The following is a 16,800-nucleotide window of genomic DNA, read 5'->3' on the forward strand; positions in this document are numbered from 1 at the left end:
CCGATCATGAACCCGATCCAGCTGCCCCATCACCACATCGACCACCACAACGATGATCTACCACACGACGACCAACTGCCGTTGCAGTATTAGGACTGGCGGGTCAGCCAGACAGAACGCCTGTGCCACGGCATTCGGAGTTCCAGGGGGAAGGATCGAGTAGAGGCTGCCGGATTCGAGGCCATCGGCGATCGCCAACAAGTGCGCGGCTACCCAGCGAGCGTCAAGGTCTCCAGTTCCCGCGGTACCGTCCAGAACGGACAGCAAAGCGGCTCGCGCTACTGGCAGCTGACGGCCGGTACCGAACGCCAAGAAGCGCAGCAGCGACCACACGGCTCGTACTATCTGTTGCGCTGGACCGAACATCGTCGACTGGAGATCATCGAGTTCGACCGTCGCGGCAAGTTCGGTGAGCTGGCGTCGCCAACTGCGAAGTAGAGGGAACAGGAACCTCGTGTCGAGACCGAGGAAGGCGACGCCAGCCTCGACTGCCAATGTTTCAGCGTGGTCGACAAGTGGGGTGTTGTCGACCAATAGATCCGAGACACGGCGATATACGGCTGTCGCGTTCGGATCAAGATCAGCCCGCCGGTAGCCGACTTGCGCACCGAAAGCGAGGTTCAGGCGTTGACGTGCATCATGGCGGGGGTCCGCCAAGGTCAAGTCGAAGACGTGAGCGCTTACCGCGAAAGCCCGACGCTGTCGTGCTGGTGTGTACAACTCTGCGGCTTCGGAGGCCGATGCGACGGCGTGGAGGTACCACGCGGCACGTTCGAGGGTTTCGTCAACGGCGAAGTCTCCGCGGAAGGCCCGTATTTCGACGTCAGCGATCAGGCTCGCCAACTCTTGTGGTGACGGCAGGACGCCCGGTTGGTGGGCACCAAGTGCTTCGACGAGGTCTGGCAGGTTCAGAGCGCGCTCCATACCATCCTCCTGACTTCGACGGCGAACTCAGTGAAGTTTTCGATCACGCAGAGCAGCCCTTCCAGTTGCCCTGCGTTGGTGAACTGGCCGAGGGTGCTTTCCAGTGGGGAGAAGCACGCCTCGGGAGGGCTGACAGTGCTGGTGGCAACTCCGACCCCGGCTCCTGCTCGTGGGTCTGCGTTGATCCATAGATCACCCAGCTCGGCAAAGAGAATTCCGAGATCACCGTCTGTCTGGCGATGAGCACTGGTGAGCTTGGCCAGATACTGTAGGCCCCTGGTGTTGAGCTGATCAGAGGCACGTTGCACAGTCGTGGTGACTACCGAGTTTTCTGTGTTGTGCTTCTTTATTTCCCACAGCCTGAAAAAGAGTGAGATGTTCGTGCCTGGTGGCGCATAGACGGCGAACCCATCCTCGCCTTGCTCTGTCACGGAGTAGCTCGGTTCGCTGAGGTATTTACGCTCGCGATGTGTGACCTTCTGTTCTTTCATGATGAGATGCCACAGCCACTCGGCGACGAATCCCTCTAGATGATTGCTTTTTCCCTGCTTAACCTTAGTGTCGCCGGGTTCATCAGCGCCGGGTCGACCAAAGACGGAGATGAGAAACGACAGGACAAGCTCTCGATCGTCTTCTGCTACAGCATTCGCGGATAAGGCCGCTGTGCGCCAACAAGCGAACGCTCGTGAGTTTCCGCATCGGAACTTCATGATCGCCTCTGCGGTGATCCACGCGACTGCGCTGCGGCGGTCGGCGGGGAAGTCGACCATTGTCACGAGATCCCATGCGCATTTTCCGGGTGCATGCTGACCTCTTGACTCGCTTGCCAAGAGGCGGCTGACCTGGTTGTCGTACTGAGCCGCCAGTCGAGCAGCCTCGGCTGGGCTCGTCAACGGCACGACGGTCACATCGGGGTAGTCACCTTCTGAACCGTCCTCCTCGGACGTGCTCCCGACGACGCTCTTCACCCGGTGGACCCTACGCCGATGTCACCTCTGACCTGGAGAAGCTCGCCGAGCCAGTCGCCTTCGACGCTCGGGAAGCGTCCATGGAGCCGTCCTTGGACCTTGCCGGTCAGATCGAGGCCGGTCTCGATGACGTGACGGAGAGCGTCCACGGGGTGAGCGAACAGCGCATCCAGTCGGACCCAAACAGCGGTGAGCGGCGGGCTGTGTCCGTGAAGGTCTTCGCCTTCCCGCAGGTGAACGGGCTGTTGATCACAACATCGCCGGCCTACCTCGCGCTTGCTGCCGCTCGCACGCGATGGAGAATGAGATCAACATAAGGACCGTCGTCCAGTTCGGCCCGGTCCGGGCTGGGGCGGCTGCTCGTCAGGCGCCAGCTCGGGTCGGCTCCGGGCACCGCCGCACAGGCAGGGCAGTCGATGCGGACTTCGTCCTCGACCGCTATCGCCCTGCTGACGCCTGGGATGACGAGGTGCCGGCCACCTTTGCAGGTGGCTGGAAGGACGGCGATCGTCGTGCCGGTGCGGTCGACCCGGTAGCGCAGTGCGCCGTCCGGCGAGGCGGGTGGAGGCGACGAACTCATGTCGGGCAAACTACCACCGCGCTCGCACGTATGTTCGACTACGGTGGCGGCGGGTCATGTATCGGGATGCCACTCGGCCGGGTGAACCGTGCCGCCGCTGATGTCGTGCTCACGCGTGGTGCCGCCTCACGAACGCCTCACCAGCGCCCCCTTGCCGCTCTGGTTCAGATCTTGATGTCGCCGGTCTAATCGCCCACACAAATCGACTCGGCCGGTTCGGCTGGTGCGGATGACCCGCAGGTCACGGCTACCGGATCGACCAGACGCATGGCGCGAGTCGGCTCGTGGTGACGAGGCGGGGTGGGGAGAACTTCACGGTGATGGCGACGCAAGAGGACGCGCCAGGTCTTGTTCAACAGGTAGACCTCGACGCGCCGTCGCTGTCCCGGATCTACGACTACCTGCTCGGCGGTGGGCACAACTTCGCGGCCGACCGCGCCGTGGCCGACAAGATCACCAGGCTGGTGCCTGGGTATGACGTATTCGTCCGCGAGAGCCGCACCTTCGTCCGCCGCGCAGTGCTTCACATGCTCACGGCAGGAATCGAGCAGTTCCTCGACCTGGGTGCGGGCATGTTCAGCACCCGCCCCGTGCACCATCTCGCCGAGGCTGAACGTCCCGACGTCCGCGTCGTCTACGTCGATCGCGACCCCATAGCCATCGCCGGTCTCGGTCTGATCGTCCATGCGGACGATCCGAGCACCGGGGTGATCGAGGCCGACCTGCGGCACGTTGACGAGGTGCTCGACCATGCCGTGACCACTCGGCTGCTCGATCTGACTCGCCCGGTGGGCGTGGTGGCTGGGTCGGTGTTGCATTGCCTGCCCGACGCCGAGGATCCGGCCGCCGCATTGGCCAGGTACCACGAGCGGCTGGCACCCGGCTCGCTGTTGGCCGGCTCACACGCCGACGGCATCGTCCTCGGGCTGGAGTCGGCCGCTGCGGTCGAGGACTGTCTCGCCAGGGCGGGGATCACGCTCGTCCACCGAAGCCGGCGGCAGTTCGCCGACCTGCTGGGACCGTGGCAACCACACCCGGACGGCGTGGCGCCGATCGGCTTGTGGCGACCGGACGGGCTCACCCTGCCCGTACGCGAGTGCCTGTGGGGCAACGCCGTGCTCGCCGACCGCCGTCCCGAGCCCGCGGAGCGAGCATGAACGAGGCCGAGCACATCAACACCGTGTCCGGATCGGTCCACGGCCAGGTGCTGCAAGCCCGCACGGTAACCGCCGACACCATCGTCCTTCACGCTCCCGAGCACCGAGTGCCGGTGCCCCGGCAGCTTCCGCCGCCCGCGCACACCTGGGTCGACCGCGTAGATGAATTGGAGCGGCTGGACCGTCTGCTCACCACGGCGGGCCCGACCCGCGTGGTGGTGACCGGCCTGGGTGGGGTCGGCAAGACCGGCTTGGCGGTGCGCTGGCTCGACGGACACTACGAGCGCCACCCCGACGGCGTGCTGCACGTCGACCTCAACGGCTGGAGCGGCCACCCGCCACCGGCCACCGCGCAGGTCCTCGCCGGATGGCTCCGCGCGCTCGGCGTCGCCGCCGACGACCTGCCGGGCGAGGTGGCCGAGCTGGTCGCGCTGTACCGGACGGTCACCTCGGACAAGGCGGTGGCCATGCTGGTCGACAACGCCCGCTCCGCCGAGCAGGTGCAGGCCCTGGTACCTGCCACGGCGCGCGGCACGATCCTGGTCACCAGCCGCAATCGGCTCGCCGAGCTGGCCATCGCGGGCTTCCGCCACCTCGACCTCGACTGCTTCCCGGCCGCCACCGGCGCCGCGCTCCTGACCGGCCTCCTCGACGAGGACCGACAGCCCATCGGCGAGGAGCTGCTGCATGCGCTGGCCACCCGCTGTCACGGGCACCCGTTGGTCTTAACCATCGCCGGGGCCCATCTCGCCGCCTACCCCCGGCGCGACCCGGCGCGCCTGATCACCCGCCTGACCCACCTCGCCGAGGCGTCCACTGGCGCTTTGGACCCGCACGAGCTGTCCGTTGAAGGAGTGCTGCAGATGAGCTACGAGGACCTCGACGCCACCACCGCCCGGCTCTACCGCGGCCTGGCCGAGCATCCCGGCGTCGAGTTCACCGCCGAGCCGCTCGCGGCCGGGCTCGACGTGCCGGTCGCCGAGGTCGGCCGCGGGCTCGGGCGGCTGGTGGAGGCGAACCTCGTCACCGAGACTGGAGACGAGCGCTACCGGCTGCACGACGTCCTGCGAGAGCACGTGCAAACCCTGGCAGGCCAGGATGACCAGGCCAAGCGGCTTGCGGTGCGCCGCCGGATGATCGAGTGGTACCTGCGGCGCGCGGCGGCGGCCGACAAGATCATCAATCCTTTCCCTCGCCGGTTCAGCCCCGTCTACACCGGTCTGGACACCGGCGTGTTCGCAGCGAAGGCCGCCCTGGAATGGGCCGAGACCGAACGCGCCAACCTTCTCGCCGCTCAACAGGTCGCCGCCGACCAGGGCTGGACGGAGCTGGTGTATCAGTTCGGCGAGGTCCTGTGGAACCCGCTGCGCCCCAACTACACCGCCGGTGAGTTGGTGAGCTCGCAGTTCCTCGGGGCCAATGCCGCGGCCGACGCCGGGCACATCCTGGAGGTCGTCTGCCGCACCCGCCAGGGCTTCGGCGAGACCAACCTCGGCCACCACGAGGCCGCCGTCGCCATCTGCACGATTGCCGTAGAGCGCGCCGCCGAAGTCGGCGACCCGTGGCTGCACTCCGGCGCGCTGTCCACCCGCGCCCGCGCCCACCTCAAGGCCGACGACCCGCACGCCGCCCTCCCTGACCTCGAACATGCCCTCGAAATCGCCGAGGGGATGAGCGACGCCCGCAGCATCGCGCTGCGGCACCGCCGCCTCGGCGAAACTGCCCTGCACCCCAAGGTCGCCGACGCCCCGCTCGCACTCCACCACCTGCGGCTGGCGGCGAGCATGTTCACCGGCATCGGCGATGACATCGGCCACGCCCGCACCGTCCTGCACCTGGCACGGGCCCTGACCCTGAACGGGCAAGCCGCCGAGGCAGTGTCGGAGCTCGCCGCGATCGAGCAGGCCGTGCGCGACTACGGCTCGGTCGGCTACTTGGCCGACCTATGCACCGTGCTCGGCGAGGTCCACGCCGCGCTCGGCGACACCGCCGAGGCCCACCGCCGCTACGGCCAGGCCATCGACTACTACACCGCCGCCGGCCCCGGCGCCGACAAGAGCAAGGCCACCGTCATCGCCCGGCGCGACGCCCTCGACTCCGACCAACCGACCGCCTGAACGCGAAGAGGAGCGAACGGCATGGCAGCACACACCACGGCCAAGGGACGCCGGATCACCGGCGAGGCCCGCACCAAGATGGCCGCTGACCTGAAGAAGAAGTACGAAAAGGGCGCCAGCATCCGTGCGCTGGCCGAGGCCACCGACCGCTCGTACGGCTTCGTGCACCGAATCCTGTCGGAGTTCGGTGTGGTGCTGCGTGGACGCGGCGGCGCTACCCGGACCAAGCCCAAAGCCTCATAGCCCAGCGACAGCGGGCACGAGAACGGCTCGCGACACCAGCCCATCCGATACGCGAGCGGAGATCATGATGCCCAGACGGGTCTTGCGGGGCTACCGCCTGGGAACGCACACTGGCGAACCGGATTGCGATGCGCGGCCGGCGCCGCGGATTCAAGTCCGCTTCGCGTGCCGAAGAGGACACGAGTTCACCGTGCCATTCTCGACAGACGCCGAGATACCCGCCGTCTGGAGATGCCCACGACACGGCGTCGAACATTGCCTCCGCATCAATGAAGACTCCGCCTGGCAACCGCCCAAGGGAAAGCCTCCACGCACGCACTACGTCATGCTCTTGGAACGACGCAGCATCGCCGATCTTGAAGTCCTCGTCGACCAGGCGCTGGCGGGCATCCTCCTGCAGCGCCGATCACCTTACGGTCGCGTGCCCATCGGCGACCGAACCTACGGTTTCCGGTTCGAGCCATGACCGCCGGCCCGAGAAGGCGTAACAGGCAGGCTGGCTCTGATGTTTTCGAGCCGACTACCTCGGAGCATGCGAGGTATCGAGCCCGAGGGCGCCTCGCCTCATCATCGACGTGCAGGTCGCGGTCTACGGCTTGGGCTGGCCGGTGCCGGAGTTACGAGCCGGTGAGCCGCGCAGTTCCGTGACGCGCTCGCGGAATGGTGCGCCGACCGGCCCGCGCAAATGCCGACCCACGGGCACCTCTTTGTGTTCACAGTTTCCTTCGCTATGCCCCCAGGTGTTCATACACATGTTTGCTCGATACGGGCCGCGCCAGTACCGGTGGCGATAGTGAGGCGAGCGGCGGCTGTTGTCCGACGTGTCGTGGTCGGCGTTGTCCTCTCCGTCGTCGGGAGGCAGGTCTTCGGTCCTGAACCGCGGGTGTACCCGGACGATGTTCACGTCGATCGTCGCGATGATGCCGGCTCGGACGTGTTAACGATTCCTGAAGACTGACCCCCTGTGGTTCTCCGAAAATTGACCCCTCTTGATGATCATGAGGTGTTGAACGTGGAGGACTGGGCTGAGATCCGCCGTTTGCATCGTGCGGAGGGTGTGCCTATCAAGGAGATCGCTAGACGGTTGGGTGTGGCGCGGAACACGGTTCGGGCGGCGTTGTCGTCGGACCGGCCGCCGAAGTATCAGCGGGCGCCGCGGGGTTCGGTGGCGGATGCGTTCGAGCCGCAGATCCGGGCTTTGTTGCAGGAATGGCCGAAGATGCCTGCACCGGTGGTTGCGCAGAAGATCGGCTGGCCGTACTCGATGTCGCCGTTGAAGAAGCGGCTGGCGGCGATCCGGCCGGAGTACGTAGGCATCGACCCGGTCGACCGGGTGGTCTACGAACCCGGGCAGGTCACGCAGTGCGACTTGTGGTTCCCGGAGCCCAGGGTTCCGGTCGCGGCCGGGCAGGAGCGGGTGTTACCGGTGTTGGTGCTGACGCTGGGGTTCTCCCGGTTTCTGACCGCGACGATGATCCCGTCGCGGCAGGCCGGGGACATCTTGTCGGGCATGTGGGAGTTGATCGGTGGGATCGGCCGGGTGACCAAGACCCTTGTGTGGGACCGGGAATCCGCGATCGGCGGGACCGGACGGGTCAGCGCCCCGGCGGCGGCCTTCGCCGGAACGCTGGCCACGAAGATCACGCTCGCTCCGCCTCGGGATCCGGAGTTCAAGGGCTTGGTCGAGCGCAACAACCGGTTCCTGGAGACCTCGTTTCTGCCCGGCCGGCTGTTCACCTCCCCGGCGGACTTCAACACCCAGCTCGGGGAGTGGCTGGAGCGGGCCAACGCGCGCACCGTCCGCTCGATCCAGGGCCGCCCGGTCGACCTTCTGGAGACCGACTACCTGTCGATGCTTCCGTTGCCGCCGGTCGCGCCGCAGATCGGGCTGAACCACCGCATCCGGCTCGGCCGCGACTACTACGTGCGTGTCGACGCCGTCGACTACTCCGTTGATCCGCGGGTCATCGGCAGGTTCGTCGATGTGACCGCGTCGCCGGACAAGGTGACCGTGTTCTGCGAGGGCCAGGTCGTTGCCCGCCATCACCGGTCCTGGGCCAAGCACGGCGTGATCACCGATTCCGCCCATGCCGCCACGGCTGCGCAGATGCGCCGGGCTCTCAGCGCCCAACGGCAGAAACGTCAAGCAGCCACCCGTCATCACGCCGACGGGCATGCCGTCGGGCTGCGGGCGCTGCCGGACTACGACGCCCTCTTCGGCGTCGATTTCACCAACCCCACCGAGAAAGTGAGCAACACGTGAGTACTACCAGCAAGCCGAAAACCGAGGCCCTGGCGCCGAAAGACGGCACGCCATCAATGATCGCCTATCTGACCAGAGTGCTGAAAACCCCGACGATCGGGGCGTTCTGGGAACAACTGGCCGACCAAGCCCGGGACGAGAACTGGTCGCACGAGGAATACCTGGCCGCGCTGCTGCAACGCCAGGTCGCCGACCGCGAGTCCAAAGGCACCGTGATGCGCATCCGCACCGCACACTTCCCGGCGGTCAAGACCCTCGAAGACTTCAACCTCGACCACCTGCCCTCCCTGCGCCGCGACCTGCTCGCGCATCTAGCAACCGGCACATTCGTCGCCAAAGCCGAGAACGTGATCCTGCTCGGGCCGCCCGGAATCGGGAAAACCCACCTCGCCATCGGCTTGGGAGTCAAGGCCACCCAGGCCGGCTACTCAGTGCTGTTCGACACCGCTAGCAACTGGATCGCCCGCCTCTCCGACGCCCACCACGCCAACCGGCTCGAGGCCGAACTGAAGAAGATCCGCCGCTACAAGCTGATCATCATCGACGAGGTCGGTTACATCCCGTTCGACCAGGACGCGGCCAACCTGTTCTTCCAGCTCATCGCCTCCCGCTACGAGCAAGGCTCGGTCATGGTCACCTCGAACCTGCCCTTCGGACGCTGGGGCGAGACCTTCTCCGACGACGTCGTCGCCGCAGTTATCTAACCGCTCGGGTTGAGCGTCCACGATGTACACGATGGGGTTGGTGCGCCTCCCTGGCGTTCGTTGTGGACGGATTACCTTGCCGTGTCTATGACGGGATCAGCGTTGAGGGTGCAGCGGGTCGTGATGCCTTCGGGCACGGAGTCGGCGACCGTTCTGGCCGACGGCCTGGTACTGGTTCCGGCGGACCGGTTCCTGGCGCATCTGACCGCGATCGATCGCTCCCCGAACACCGTCCGCGCCTATGCCCACGATCTGCGGGACTACTTCGACTTCCTGCACTGCCGTGGCCTGCAGTGGGATCGAGTTGTGCTGGAGGATCTGGGCCGGTTCGTGACGTGGCTGCGGTTGCCGGTCGAGGCCCGCGATGGACGGGTGGCGATGCTGCCCTGGGTGGAGGCGAATCTCGCCGCGGCGACGGTGAATCGGAAGTTGTCGGCGTTGGCGTCGTTCTACGAGTTCCATCAGCGGCACGGTGTCGCGCTCGGCGAGTTGCTGACGCGGTGGCGGCCGGGCCGCCGCGGCGGGTCGTGGCAGCCGTTCCTGGCGCACCTGGGCGCACGGCCGGAGCGGCACCGGGCGATCTCGCTGCGGGCAGAGCGGCGGCCGCCACGGGAGCTGAGTCAGGCGGAGATGACGACGCTGATCGACTCCTGCGACCGGTTGCGGGACAGGTTCCTGCTGAGCCTGCTGAAGGGCACGGGATTGCGGATCGGTGAGGCACTCGGGTTGCGGCACGAGGATCTCGACGCCCGCCGCCGGTTGGTCGCGGTCCGGCCCCGGACGAACGTGAACCGAGCGCGGGCAAAGACGTGGTCACGGGAAGTTCCCGCCGACGCCGACCTGTTCCGCCTCTACAGCGACTACCTGCACGAGGAGTATGGGCTGTTGGACTGCGACTACGTGTTCGTCAACCTCTGGGGAAAACCGGTCGGCGAGCCGATGAGCTACGCCACTGTCGACCGCCTGGTGCGCCGGTTGCGGGACCGCACCGCGATCACGTTCTCGCCCCACCTGTTCCGCCACAGCTACGCCACCGGGTTGCTGCGTCGCGGGGTCGCCGCCGAGATCGTGCAGCATTTGCTCGGTCACGCCAGCATCAGCACCACCGTCGACACCTACTCCCATCTGGGCGTCGAGGACGCTCGTCGCGCCCTGGCCGCGGCCGGGTTCCTCGACGAGCCAGCGGCGACGGGGCCGACCGCATGAGGCAGCTGCACCCGATTCCGAACAGCGACAACGACTCCGGCACCGACCTGGCGGCCCGGCTGCGGCCGCAGTTCGCGCAGCCGGTGATCGTGGTCGACCCCGATGACCCGGTGATTGGCGGACCCCGGTGCCTGGTGCCGGTCTGCGAGCGGCTCGTGGTGATCTTCGGTAAGTGCTCGGCGCATCATCAGCGCTGGATCGACGAGGGCCGTCCCGACGACCTTGAGGCCTGGGCCAAGGCGGCGCCGGCGAACCGGCGCTGGCTACAGCAACCACCGAAATGCGCGATCACGACATGTCGTCGCAGCCGCCGCGAGCACGGCCTCTGCCACTCCCACGCGCATCGCTGGCACCAGCAGGGCCGCGTCGATCTGACGCGGTGGATCGCCGATGGCGGCGGCCGGCCGCTGCCGGCCGGGGCCGACTGCCGATTCCCCGGCTGCGGTCTGGAGGCCGAGGGCGACGCGGGATTGTGTGTCCATCACCGGAATCGGTGGATCCGCGCCCACCGGCCGCCGATCGAGTCCTGGCTGCTCGGTTGCGCGACGTTCGGGCGGGACCGGTTCGATCTGCGCCGGTTGCCGATGCCGATGCGGCTGGAGATCGCCTACGCGATCCAATGCCGCGTCGACGAGCGCCGCACGATCACCAGGCCGCACTCGATCCGGCGACTGCTGCGAGCCCTGCCGGGCGGCGGCGTCACCTCGCTGCTGGACCGCAGCCCCGATTCCTGGATCACCTATCTCGGGTTCTCCAGCGAGCGCGGCCATATCGAGCGCCGGTTCCTGCTGGACGCGATCGGCTATCTGCGTGACCTTGTCGAGGGTGTGGGCTGGGACGCGGAGTTCCCGCGCGATGTCTGGCTGCTGCGCAGGCTCGGGTTCCCCGGACGCGACACCCGGTTCCGGTTCACCGGGATCGAGCCGATCTGGCTGCGGCAGTTGACCAAACGGTGGGCCCGCTGGCGGCTCTCGACCGGGATCGCGGTCGCGACCGTCGGCGCTGACATCCGCGCGATCACCCTGTTCGCGCAGTCGTTTCCGGCTCTGCAGCGTGGGCCCGAGGCGTTGACCCGGGAGCTGGTCGAGGTCCATCTGGCGCACCTGGTCGAACGGTTTCCCAACCCGAAGAGCCGGACCGGTCAGCTCAGCAGCCTCGCCGGTCTACTGCGCTCGGCCCGTCAGCACGGCTGGGAATCTCGCCTGTCTGCTCAGGTCGACCTGTTCCCCGAGGACTACCCGCGCCTGGTCAAGGGGCCACCACGGGCGTTGTCGGAAGCGGTGATGGTCCAGCTTGAGCACCTCGACAACCTCGTCCGCTTCGCCGACTCCCGTGGTCGTCTGCTGGCGCGGATCCTGATGAGCACCGGGCTGCGCGTCGGTGACGGAGCTCGCCTGCGGCTGGACTGCGTTGTCCGCGACGGTCAGGGCGCGCCCTATCTGCGCTACAACCAACCACAAGATGCGCCGCGATGCGTTCGTCCCCATCGACACCGATCTGGCCGAGGCCATCACCAACCAGCAGAAGGCCGTTCTCGACGAGTTCGAAGACCCGGCGTTCCTGCTGCCGCGGCCAACTCGCAACCCCGAGGGCAAGGTGGCATTCAGCACCGGAACCTTCCGGGGAGAACTGCGGGAGTGGTTGCGTGTCTGCGATGTCCGCGACGAGCTCGGCCGTGAGGTCCATGTGACGCCGCACCAGTGGCGCCACACCTTCGGCACCCGTCTGATCAACAACGAGGTCCCGCAGGAGACCGTCCGCCGACTGCTCGACCACGACTCGCACGCGATGACCTCCCATTACGCGCGGCTGTCGGACAAGACCATCCGGGAGCAGTGGGAACGCGCCCGCAAGGTCAACATCGCCGGTGAGCGGCTGGCCACCGACACCGGTCCGCTGGCCGACGCGGTCTGGATGAAGAACAACCTCGCCAGGGCGAAGATGGCGCTACCCAACGGTTACTGCGCCTTGCCGCTGCAGCAGAAGTGCGAGTTCGCCAACGCCTGTTTGACCTGTCCGGTCTTCGTCACGACGCCTGAGTTCCTGCCCCAGCATCGTCGTCAGCTTGAGCAGACCCAGGCTCTGATCAGCCAAGCCGACACCAACGGCCATCAGCGTCTGGCCGAGATGAACCGGACCGTCGAGAAGAACCTGCTGACCATCATCGACAGCCTGACTACATCGGGCGGCTGCAGCGGCGGCGGAAAGTCCTGCGCCTGCAACGGAAAGGACGGTTCCGATGCCTGCTGACCATACGCACCATCTCGCCGAGCACGCCCGCCAGCGCCACGATCAAACTCTGCGACGCGCCCAGCAGACGCTTACCGAGCTGACCGACGCCGGAGAACACGTGACCGTCGCACGGCTCGCCAACCAGGCCGGCGTCTCGCGGTCGTGGATCTACACCCAACCCGCACTGCTCGACCGGATCCAGCAGCTCCAGCAGCACCGCTCCAGCGCCGACTTCGTCCGCAACACCGTCACCCAGGCCACCGACGACTCGCTACGTCAACGTCTGGCCCTGGCGCACGAGCGAATCAACCAGCTTCGCACCGAGAACCAGCAACTCCGCGACGCGCTCGCCCACGCCCACGGCCAACTCCGCACAGCCCGCCTCAACACCGATGATCACTAGTCAAAGACACCTGTCCACGACACGAAATACCAGGTCAACGGCAAGATTCGGAAATCGAAGTCGAGATAAGCGCCGCCATGATCGACCGCCTCGTCCACCACGCCGAAGTCCTCACCCTCACCGGCGACTCCTACCGCACCCGCCAACGCCGCGAACTCCTCGCCAAAGACAACCGCACCAACCAAAACTGACCAACCCAAGGGGTCAATTTTCCCGAACCCACCGGGGGTCAGTTTTGAGAGAGCGTTGACAGGACGTCGCCTCGGGACTGTTCCAAGATCGGTGTTTCCGGCCCGACACGCCGGACTGAGGTCCGGCGGGATGGGCACTGTGAGTGATGACATCTGAGGTTGTGAGTCCACGCAAGCGTGAGCCCAAGCCGGCGCGGGAGCTGTCGCCGGAGCAGGCCGCCGCGGCGGCGATGGTGGCCGAAGCGAAAGCCCGCGGGCTGGCGCTGACCGGGCCGGACGGGTTGCTGAAGCTGTTCACCAAGAACGTGCTGGAAACCGCACTCAACGAGGAAATGACCGAGCATCTCGGGCACGAGAAGAACCAGGCCGACCCGGATCGCGAGTCAGCGAACGTGCGCAACGGCACCCGGGCGAAAACGGTGATCTCAGACGCCGCGGGCGAGGTCGAAGTCAATGTACCGCGGGATCGGGAGAGCACGTTCGAGCCGCAGATCGTGAAGAAGCGGCAGCGTCGGCTCACCGAAGTGGACGAGATCGTATTGTCGTTGTATGCGAAGGGATTGACGACCGGGGATATCTCGGCGCATTTCGCCGAGATCTATGGATCCTCGGTCAGCAAGGAAACGATCTCGCGGATCACCGACAAGGTCGTCGGCGACATGAACGACTGGGCTACCCGCCCGCTGGATGCGGTGTACGTCGCCGTGTTCATCGACGCGATCCATGTCAAGGTTCGCGACGGTCAGGTTGCCAACCGGCCCGTCTATGCCGCCATCGGGGTCACCGTGGACGGCCGCAAGGACGTCCTGGGCCTGTGGATGGCACTGGTGGCGAGGGCGCGAAGTTCTGGATGAGTGTCCTGATCGACCTGAAGAACCGCGGCGTGCGGGACGTGTTCTTCCTCGTCTGCGACGGACTCAAAGGCCTACCGGATGTGGTGACCAATGTATGGCCGCAAACCATTGTGCAAACCTGCATCGTCCACCTCATCCGCAACACCTTCCGGCTCGTGTCCCGCCGGGACTGGGACGCGGTCAAACGCGACATCAAACCCATCTACACAGCACCGAGCCCGGACGCCGCGCTGGCCGCTCTCGACGAATTCGAAGAGAAATGGGGCGCGAAGCACGCAGCGGTGATACGTCTATGGCGCAACGCCTGGGACGAGTTCACGCCGTTTCTCGACTACGACGTCGAGATCAGGGCGATGATCTGCTCCACGAACGCGATCGAATCACTGAACGCCCGCTACCGGCGGGCGATCCGCGCACGCGGGCATTTCCCGACCGAGCAGGCCGCGATGAAGTGCCTGTATCTTGTGACCCGCAGCCTGGACCCGACCGGGTCAGGCCGCGCCCGATGGACGATGCGCTGGAAACCCGTGATCAACGCGTTCGCCATCACGTTCGGTGACCGCTGGCCGGGAGCCGAAACCTACTGATCAACAACGCCGGAAACACCGATCACGGGATAGACCCGTCGCCTCGGGTCACTGATCGCGGAGCTGCGATCACATCGGTCTGGGTCAGCGGTTTCTTGACTTTGTGGTCGAGCAATTGCCATAGGCCGTAGACGGTCTGGACCCACCCGGCGCAGTGGTTCGCGTCGGGTTCGGGGAGCAGTTCACCGAACTGGAGGGTCGCGGTGAAGGTAGCGAGTACCGGCATCGGGCTCATCCGGGCCGAGACAGTGCGGACATGGTCGGCGAAGTAGCCCGCGCTGTAGCAGGTCTTTGTCGCTGCCCACTGGGCGACGAACGTGTCCGGGGGCAGGCCGTCCCATTGGGGCGGCCGATTTGGGGTGTAGAACGACAGTTGGACCCGGTCCTCGTGCGGCGGTGGCAGGCGTGACCAGCTGATGGCGACGATTGGGGCCTCGACGTAACCGGAGACGTCGTAGAGCCAGGGGGCTGGTGTCCATCCTGAGCCTGGCAGGTCTTGCGCACGCGCGGCGTCATAGAGGGCGCCGCCGATGCAGCTCTCGAACAGCATGAAGCCGGTCATGCTGGGCATTCGGTCCGGGCTGGCGGGTTCGGTGGACGGGGTGGACGAGTAGGTCACGGCCATCTCGATCGCCTCGTGGTCGACCCACGTCAGGCTCGCGTTCTTGAGGCGGCCGGCTTCATCGCGGGCGTATCGGCGTACTTCCCGATCCTCGCTCTCCACCGCGGCGGCTCGCGCGACCTGGCCTGTTCGTCCTTGCTGGGCGCCCTCGGCCGCGATGGTGGTGTAGTGCTCGTGAAGCCGCCGGCGGAGGAAGGGAAGCTGCTCGGAAGACGGAGCGACCCACGGCGCGGGTTGGAAGATCGAAGCGTCCGGGATCGGGTCGGGAATCGTGAGGCCATCGGTTGCCGGGTGCATGAAACGGACTCCAGCCAAGGTCGCGGCGGCGCTGGTCACAGGCGGCGCAGTGCGTGCAGCACGCGGTCGAGAAGCGCCAGGTGCTCGTCGTCGGGCCGCGGTCCCTCCAGCGCGGCCCGACGCGCGGCGGCCCGTTCCTCGTCGAGGTCCAGCGGAAGCGCGGACGGCCCCGTGGCGGGCAGTTGTCCAAGGCTGGGGAGGTACTCGGTGAGTGGTCCGTTGTCGGCATGGCGGCGCGCGGCCTTACCGTGGACAGCATCGAACGACAGTCCGGGGGTTTCCGGCGACCAGCGAGGACTCGGCAGGATCACCATCGCGTCCGCCTTCGTGTCCGGCTCCTCACTACGGTTCACCGCTCTGCGGCAAGCCGGTCGGACTCATGACGGGTTCGGGTCGGTCGTCATCGGGCCAAAAACGGGTGCCACGCAAGACCCGCAGGAAGGGCAGCAACTCGTCGCGAAGTCCCGGCGTGGTGGCGATCGCGCACCGGGAACGGGTGGTGTGAGGGCTGGCGTCGGCATCCAAGACGAGGGCTCCCGCCTCGCGGGCGATGACTGCCCCGGCCGCGGTATCCCAGGTCCGGTTGCCGAGCAGGACGCAGGCGTCAAGGGTGCCGTCGGCGACCCAGACGAGGTCAAGTGCGGAAGAGCCGTAGCGACGAAGCCCTTGTGCCCGTGCGGTGAGTTCCCGGTCCACAGTAGAGCAGAGCACGTCTCGCAGGGCAGTGTCCTGGCCGCTGCCATAGTCGCTGAACCCGATCAGGGCTCGATCGAGCGACTCGGTGGCCGAGACGGCGATGAGTTCTCCGTCGCGGTAGGCGCCTTGCCCGTCGGTCGCCCAGTAGCGGTGCCCGAGAAAAGGAAGCGCGGTGACGCCGAGGATGGGCCGGTGGTTGTGCACGAGCCCGAGGGCGATCGCACACAAGGGACTGCCGTGGTGGTGGTTGATCGTGCCGTCGATGGGATCGAGAACCCAGTAGGTCTTCTGGCTACCAACCGCGCCGGTTTCCTCTCCGAGGAACCCGATCTCGGTGTGCCCGTCGGCAATCAACCGTTGGCGGACAACGTGTTCGACGCCCTCGTCCACTTCGGATACAGGGTCGCGGTCGCCCTTGTACCGGATCGAGCGAGGACGGTGGCTGAGGACATGCTCGACCGCAAGATCGATCGCGGCCTGTGCCGCGGGCAGGGCAGTGGTGAGGTCGGGTGCCGACAGCATGGTTCCTTCGGTTCTTCGGGCATACCCGGCTCGCATAGCAGCGCCGAATGGACCGGGCCGTGGACGGTGAAGGTCAGGAGTGGTGCGGCCACCACGGGTGTTCGACGGTCAGCGCGTCGCTTCGCAGTCGTTCCGCGATGGGGACTGTGTCGTGAGCGGTGTTTCCGGCCCGACACGCCGGGGGTGAAATCCGGCGGGATGGGTACGGACAGTGATGGCATCCGATGCTGTGAG

The 16,800-nt window shown here is 66.5% G+C and carries 17 protein-coding genes and 1 pseudogene; 11 read left to right on the top strand and 7 right to left on the bottom strand.

Annotated features, from left to right (window positions below; translation table 11 throughout):
• Positions 1 to 57: 57 nt before the first annotated feature.
• From ACFVM3_RS39340 to ACFVM3_RS39355, 4 genes are all read right to left on the bottom strand, one after another.
• A complete protein-coding gene (locus tag ACFVM3_RS39340) occupies positions 58 to 924 on the bottom strand; it encodes a hypothetical protein (RefSeq protein ID WP_378444904.1) in 867 nt (288 codons plus the stop codon).
• Positions 909 to 1,892, bottom strand: coding sequence for a hypothetical protein (locus ACFVM3_RS39345; protein WP_378444905.1), 984 nt, complete (start codon positions 1,890 to 1,892; stop codon positions 909 to 911). The genes ACFVM3_RS39340 and ACFVM3_RS39345 overlap by 16 nt, the downstream gene beginning before the upstream one ends.
• On the bottom strand, positions 1,889 to 2,041 hold the full coding sequence (locus ACFVM3_RS39350) for a hypothetical protein (protein WP_378444906.1): 153 nt from the start codon (positions 2,039 to 2,041) through the stop codon (positions 1,889 to 1,891). The genes ACFVM3_RS39345 and ACFVM3_RS39350 overlap by 4 nt, the downstream gene beginning before the upstream one ends.
• A gap of 116 nt (positions 2,042 to 2,157) precedes the next feature.
• On the bottom strand, positions 2,158 to 2,472 hold the full coding sequence (locus ACFVM3_RS39355; protein WP_378444907.1) for a hypothetical protein: 315 nt from the start codon (positions 2,470 to 2,472) through the stop codon (positions 2,158 to 2,160).
• A 320-nt stretch (positions 2,473 to 2,792) separates the two neighbouring features.
• On the opposite strand from ACFVM3_RS39355, the gene ACFVM3_RS39360 reads away from it, so the two are divergent.
• The 11 genes and pseudogenes from ACFVM3_RS39360 (at position 2,793) to ACFVM3_RS39410 (ending at position 14,429) form a co-directional block, all read left to right on the top strand.
• Positions 2,793 to 3,629, top strand: a complete 837-nt coding sequence (locus ACFVM3_RS39360) for an SAM-dependent methyltransferase (RefSeq protein ID WP_378444908.1) — start codon at positions 2,793 to 2,795, stop codon at positions 3,627 to 3,629.
• Positions 3,626 to 5,746 carry a hypothetical protein gene (locus ACFVM3_RS39365; protein ID WP_378444909.1) on the top strand — a complete coding sequence of 707 codons (2,121 nt, stop codon included), beginning with the start codon at positions 3,626 to 3,628 and terminating at the stop codon, positions 5,744 to 5,746. Before ACFVM3_RS39360 ends, ACFVM3_RS39365 begins: the two co-directional genes overlap by 4 nt.
• A 21-nt stretch (positions 5,747 to 5,767) precedes the next feature.
• The gene (locus ACFVM3_RS39370) at positions 5,768 to 5,989 is read left to right on the top strand and encodes a helix-turn-helix domain-containing protein (protein ID WP_075848219.1); all 222 of its coding nucleotides are present in this window, start codon (positions 5,768 to 5,770) and stop codon (positions 5,987 to 5,989) included.
• Between the two features lie 67 nt (positions 5,990 to 6,056).
• The gene (locus tag ACFVM3_RS39375; protein WP_075848243.1) at positions 6,057 to 6,455 is read left to right on the top strand and encodes an RNA polymerase-binding protein RbpA; all 399 of its coding nucleotides are present in this window, start codon (positions 6,057 to 6,059) and stop codon (positions 6,453 to 6,455) included.
• A 537-nt stretch (positions 6,456 to 6,992) separates the two neighbouring features.
• Positions 6,993 to 8,252 (top strand): IS21 family transposase, encoded by a 1,260-nt coding sequence (gene istA / locus ACFVM3_RS39380; protein WP_112271358.1) that lies wholly within the window; start codon positions 6,993 to 6,995, stop codon positions 8,250 to 8,252.
• A complete protein-coding gene (istB, locus tag ACFVM3_RS39385) occupies positions 8,249 to 8,956 on the top strand; it encodes an IS21-like element helper ATPase IstB (RefSeq protein ID WP_116051745.1) in 708 nt (235 codons plus the stop codon). Before istA ends, istB begins: the two co-directional genes overlap by 4 nt.
• 123 nt (positions 8,957 to 9,079) lie before the next feature.
• The gene (locus ACFVM3_RS39390) at positions 9,080 to 10,162 is read left to right on the top strand and encodes a site-specific integrase (RefSeq protein WP_206078107.1); all 1,083 of its coding nucleotides are present in this window, start codon (positions 9,080 to 9,082) and stop codon (positions 10,160 to 10,162) included.
• A 1,461-nt stretch (positions 10,163 to 11,623) separates the two neighbouring features.
• Positions 11,624 to 12,412, top strand: a complete 789-nt coding sequence (locus ACFVM3_RS39395) for a tyrosine-type recombinase/integrase (RefSeq protein ID WP_378444910.1) — start codon at positions 11,624 to 11,626, stop codon at positions 12,410 to 12,412.
• On the top strand, positions 12,402 to 12,797 hold the full coding sequence (locus ACFVM3_RS39400; protein WP_072029026.1) for a DUF6262 family protein: 396 nt from the start codon (positions 12,402 to 12,404) through the stop codon (positions 12,795 to 12,797). Before ACFVM3_RS39395 ends, ACFVM3_RS39400 begins: the two co-directional genes overlap by 11 nt.
• A 77-nt stretch (positions 12,798 to 12,874) precedes the next feature.
• Positions 12,875 to 12,988, top strand: coding sequence for an ATP-binding protein (locus tag ACFVM3_RS39405; protein ID WP_281270746.1), 114 nt, complete (start codon positions 12,875 to 12,877; stop codon positions 12,986 to 12,988).
• A 146-nt stretch (positions 12,989 to 13,134) separates the two neighbouring features.
• Positions 13,135 to 14,429 (top strand): annotated as a pseudogene (locus tag ACFVM3_RS39410) (IS256 family transposase).
• A gap of 22 nt (positions 14,430 to 14,451) precedes the next feature.
• Here ACFVM3_RS39410 and ACFVM3_RS39415 read toward each other — a convergent pair.
• The 3 genes from ACFVM3_RS39415 to ACFVM3_RS39425 are packed head-to-tail and all read right to left on the bottom strand — an operon-like array spanning position 14,452 to position 16,566.
• Positions 14,452 to 15,387 (bottom strand): hypothetical protein, encoded by a 936-nt coding sequence (locus ACFVM3_RS39415; protein ID WP_146770613.1) that lies wholly within the window; start codon positions 15,385 to 15,387, stop codon positions 14,452 to 14,454.
• On the bottom strand, positions 15,384 to 15,701 hold the full coding sequence (locus tag ACFVM3_RS39420; protein ID WP_112276292.1) for a hypothetical protein: 318 nt from the start codon (positions 15,699 to 15,701) through the stop codon (positions 15,384 to 15,386). Before ACFVM3_RS39420 ends, ACFVM3_RS39415 begins: the two co-directional genes overlap by 4 nt.
• Positions 15,691 to 16,566, bottom strand: coding sequence for an inositol monophosphatase family protein (locus ACFVM3_RS39425; protein WP_112276290.1), 876 nt, complete (start codon positions 16,564 to 16,566; stop codon positions 15,691 to 15,693). Before ACFVM3_RS39425 ends, ACFVM3_RS39420 begins: the two co-directional genes overlap by 11 nt.
• Positions 16,567 to 16,800 lie beyond the last annotated feature (234 nt).

The sequence above is a fragment of the Amycolatopsis sp. NPDC057786 genome, from assembly GCF_042797905.1.
Classification (GTDB): domain Bacteria; phylum Actinomycetota; class Actinomycetes; order Mycobacteriales; family Pseudonocardiaceae; genus Amycolatopsis.

Coding starts and splice junctions, on each gene's coding strand:
- ACFVM3_RS39340 (WP_378444904.1), bottom strand. CDS start 924: ATGGAGCGCGCTCTGAACCTGCCAGACCTCGTCGAAGCACTTGGTGCC.
- ACFVM3_RS39355 (WP_378444907.1), bottom strand. CDS start 2,472: ATGAGTTCGTCGCCTCCACCCGCCTCGCCGGACGGCGCACTGCGCTAC.
- ACFVM3_RS39360 (WP_378444908.1), top strand. CDS start 2,793: ATGGCGACGCAAGAGGACGCGCCAGGTCTTGTTCAACAGGTAGACCTC.
- ACFVM3_RS39365 (WP_378444909.1), top strand. CDS start 3,626: ATGAACGAGGCCGAGCACATCAACACCGTGTCCGGATCGGTCCACGGC.
- ACFVM3_RS39370 (WP_075848219.1), top strand. CDS start 5,768: ATGGCAGCACACACCACGGCCAAGGGACGCCGGATCACCGGCGAGGCC.
- ACFVM3_RS39375 (WP_075848243.1), top strand. CDS start 6,057: ATGCCCAGACGGGTCTTGCGGGGCTACCGCCTGGGAACGCACACTGGC.
- ACFVM3_RS39390 (WP_206078107.1), top strand. CDS start 9,080: ATGCCTTCGGGCACGGAGTCGGCGACCGTTCTGGCCGACGGCCTGGTA.
- ACFVM3_RS39395 (WP_378444910.1), top strand. CDS start 11,624: ATGCGCCGCGATGCGTTCGTCCCCATCGACACCGATCTGGCCGAGGCC.
- ACFVM3_RS39400 (WP_072029026.1), top strand. CDS start 12,402: ATGCCTGCTGACCATACGCACCATCTCGCCGAGCACGCCCGCCAGCGC.
- ACFVM3_RS39405 (WP_281270746.1), top strand. CDS start 12,875: ATGATCGACCGCCTCGTCCACCACGCCGAAGTCCTCACCCTCACCGGC.
- ACFVM3_RS39425 (WP_112276290.1), bottom strand. CDS start 16,566: ATGCTGTCGGCACCCGACCTCACCACTGCCCTGCCCGCGGCACAGGCC.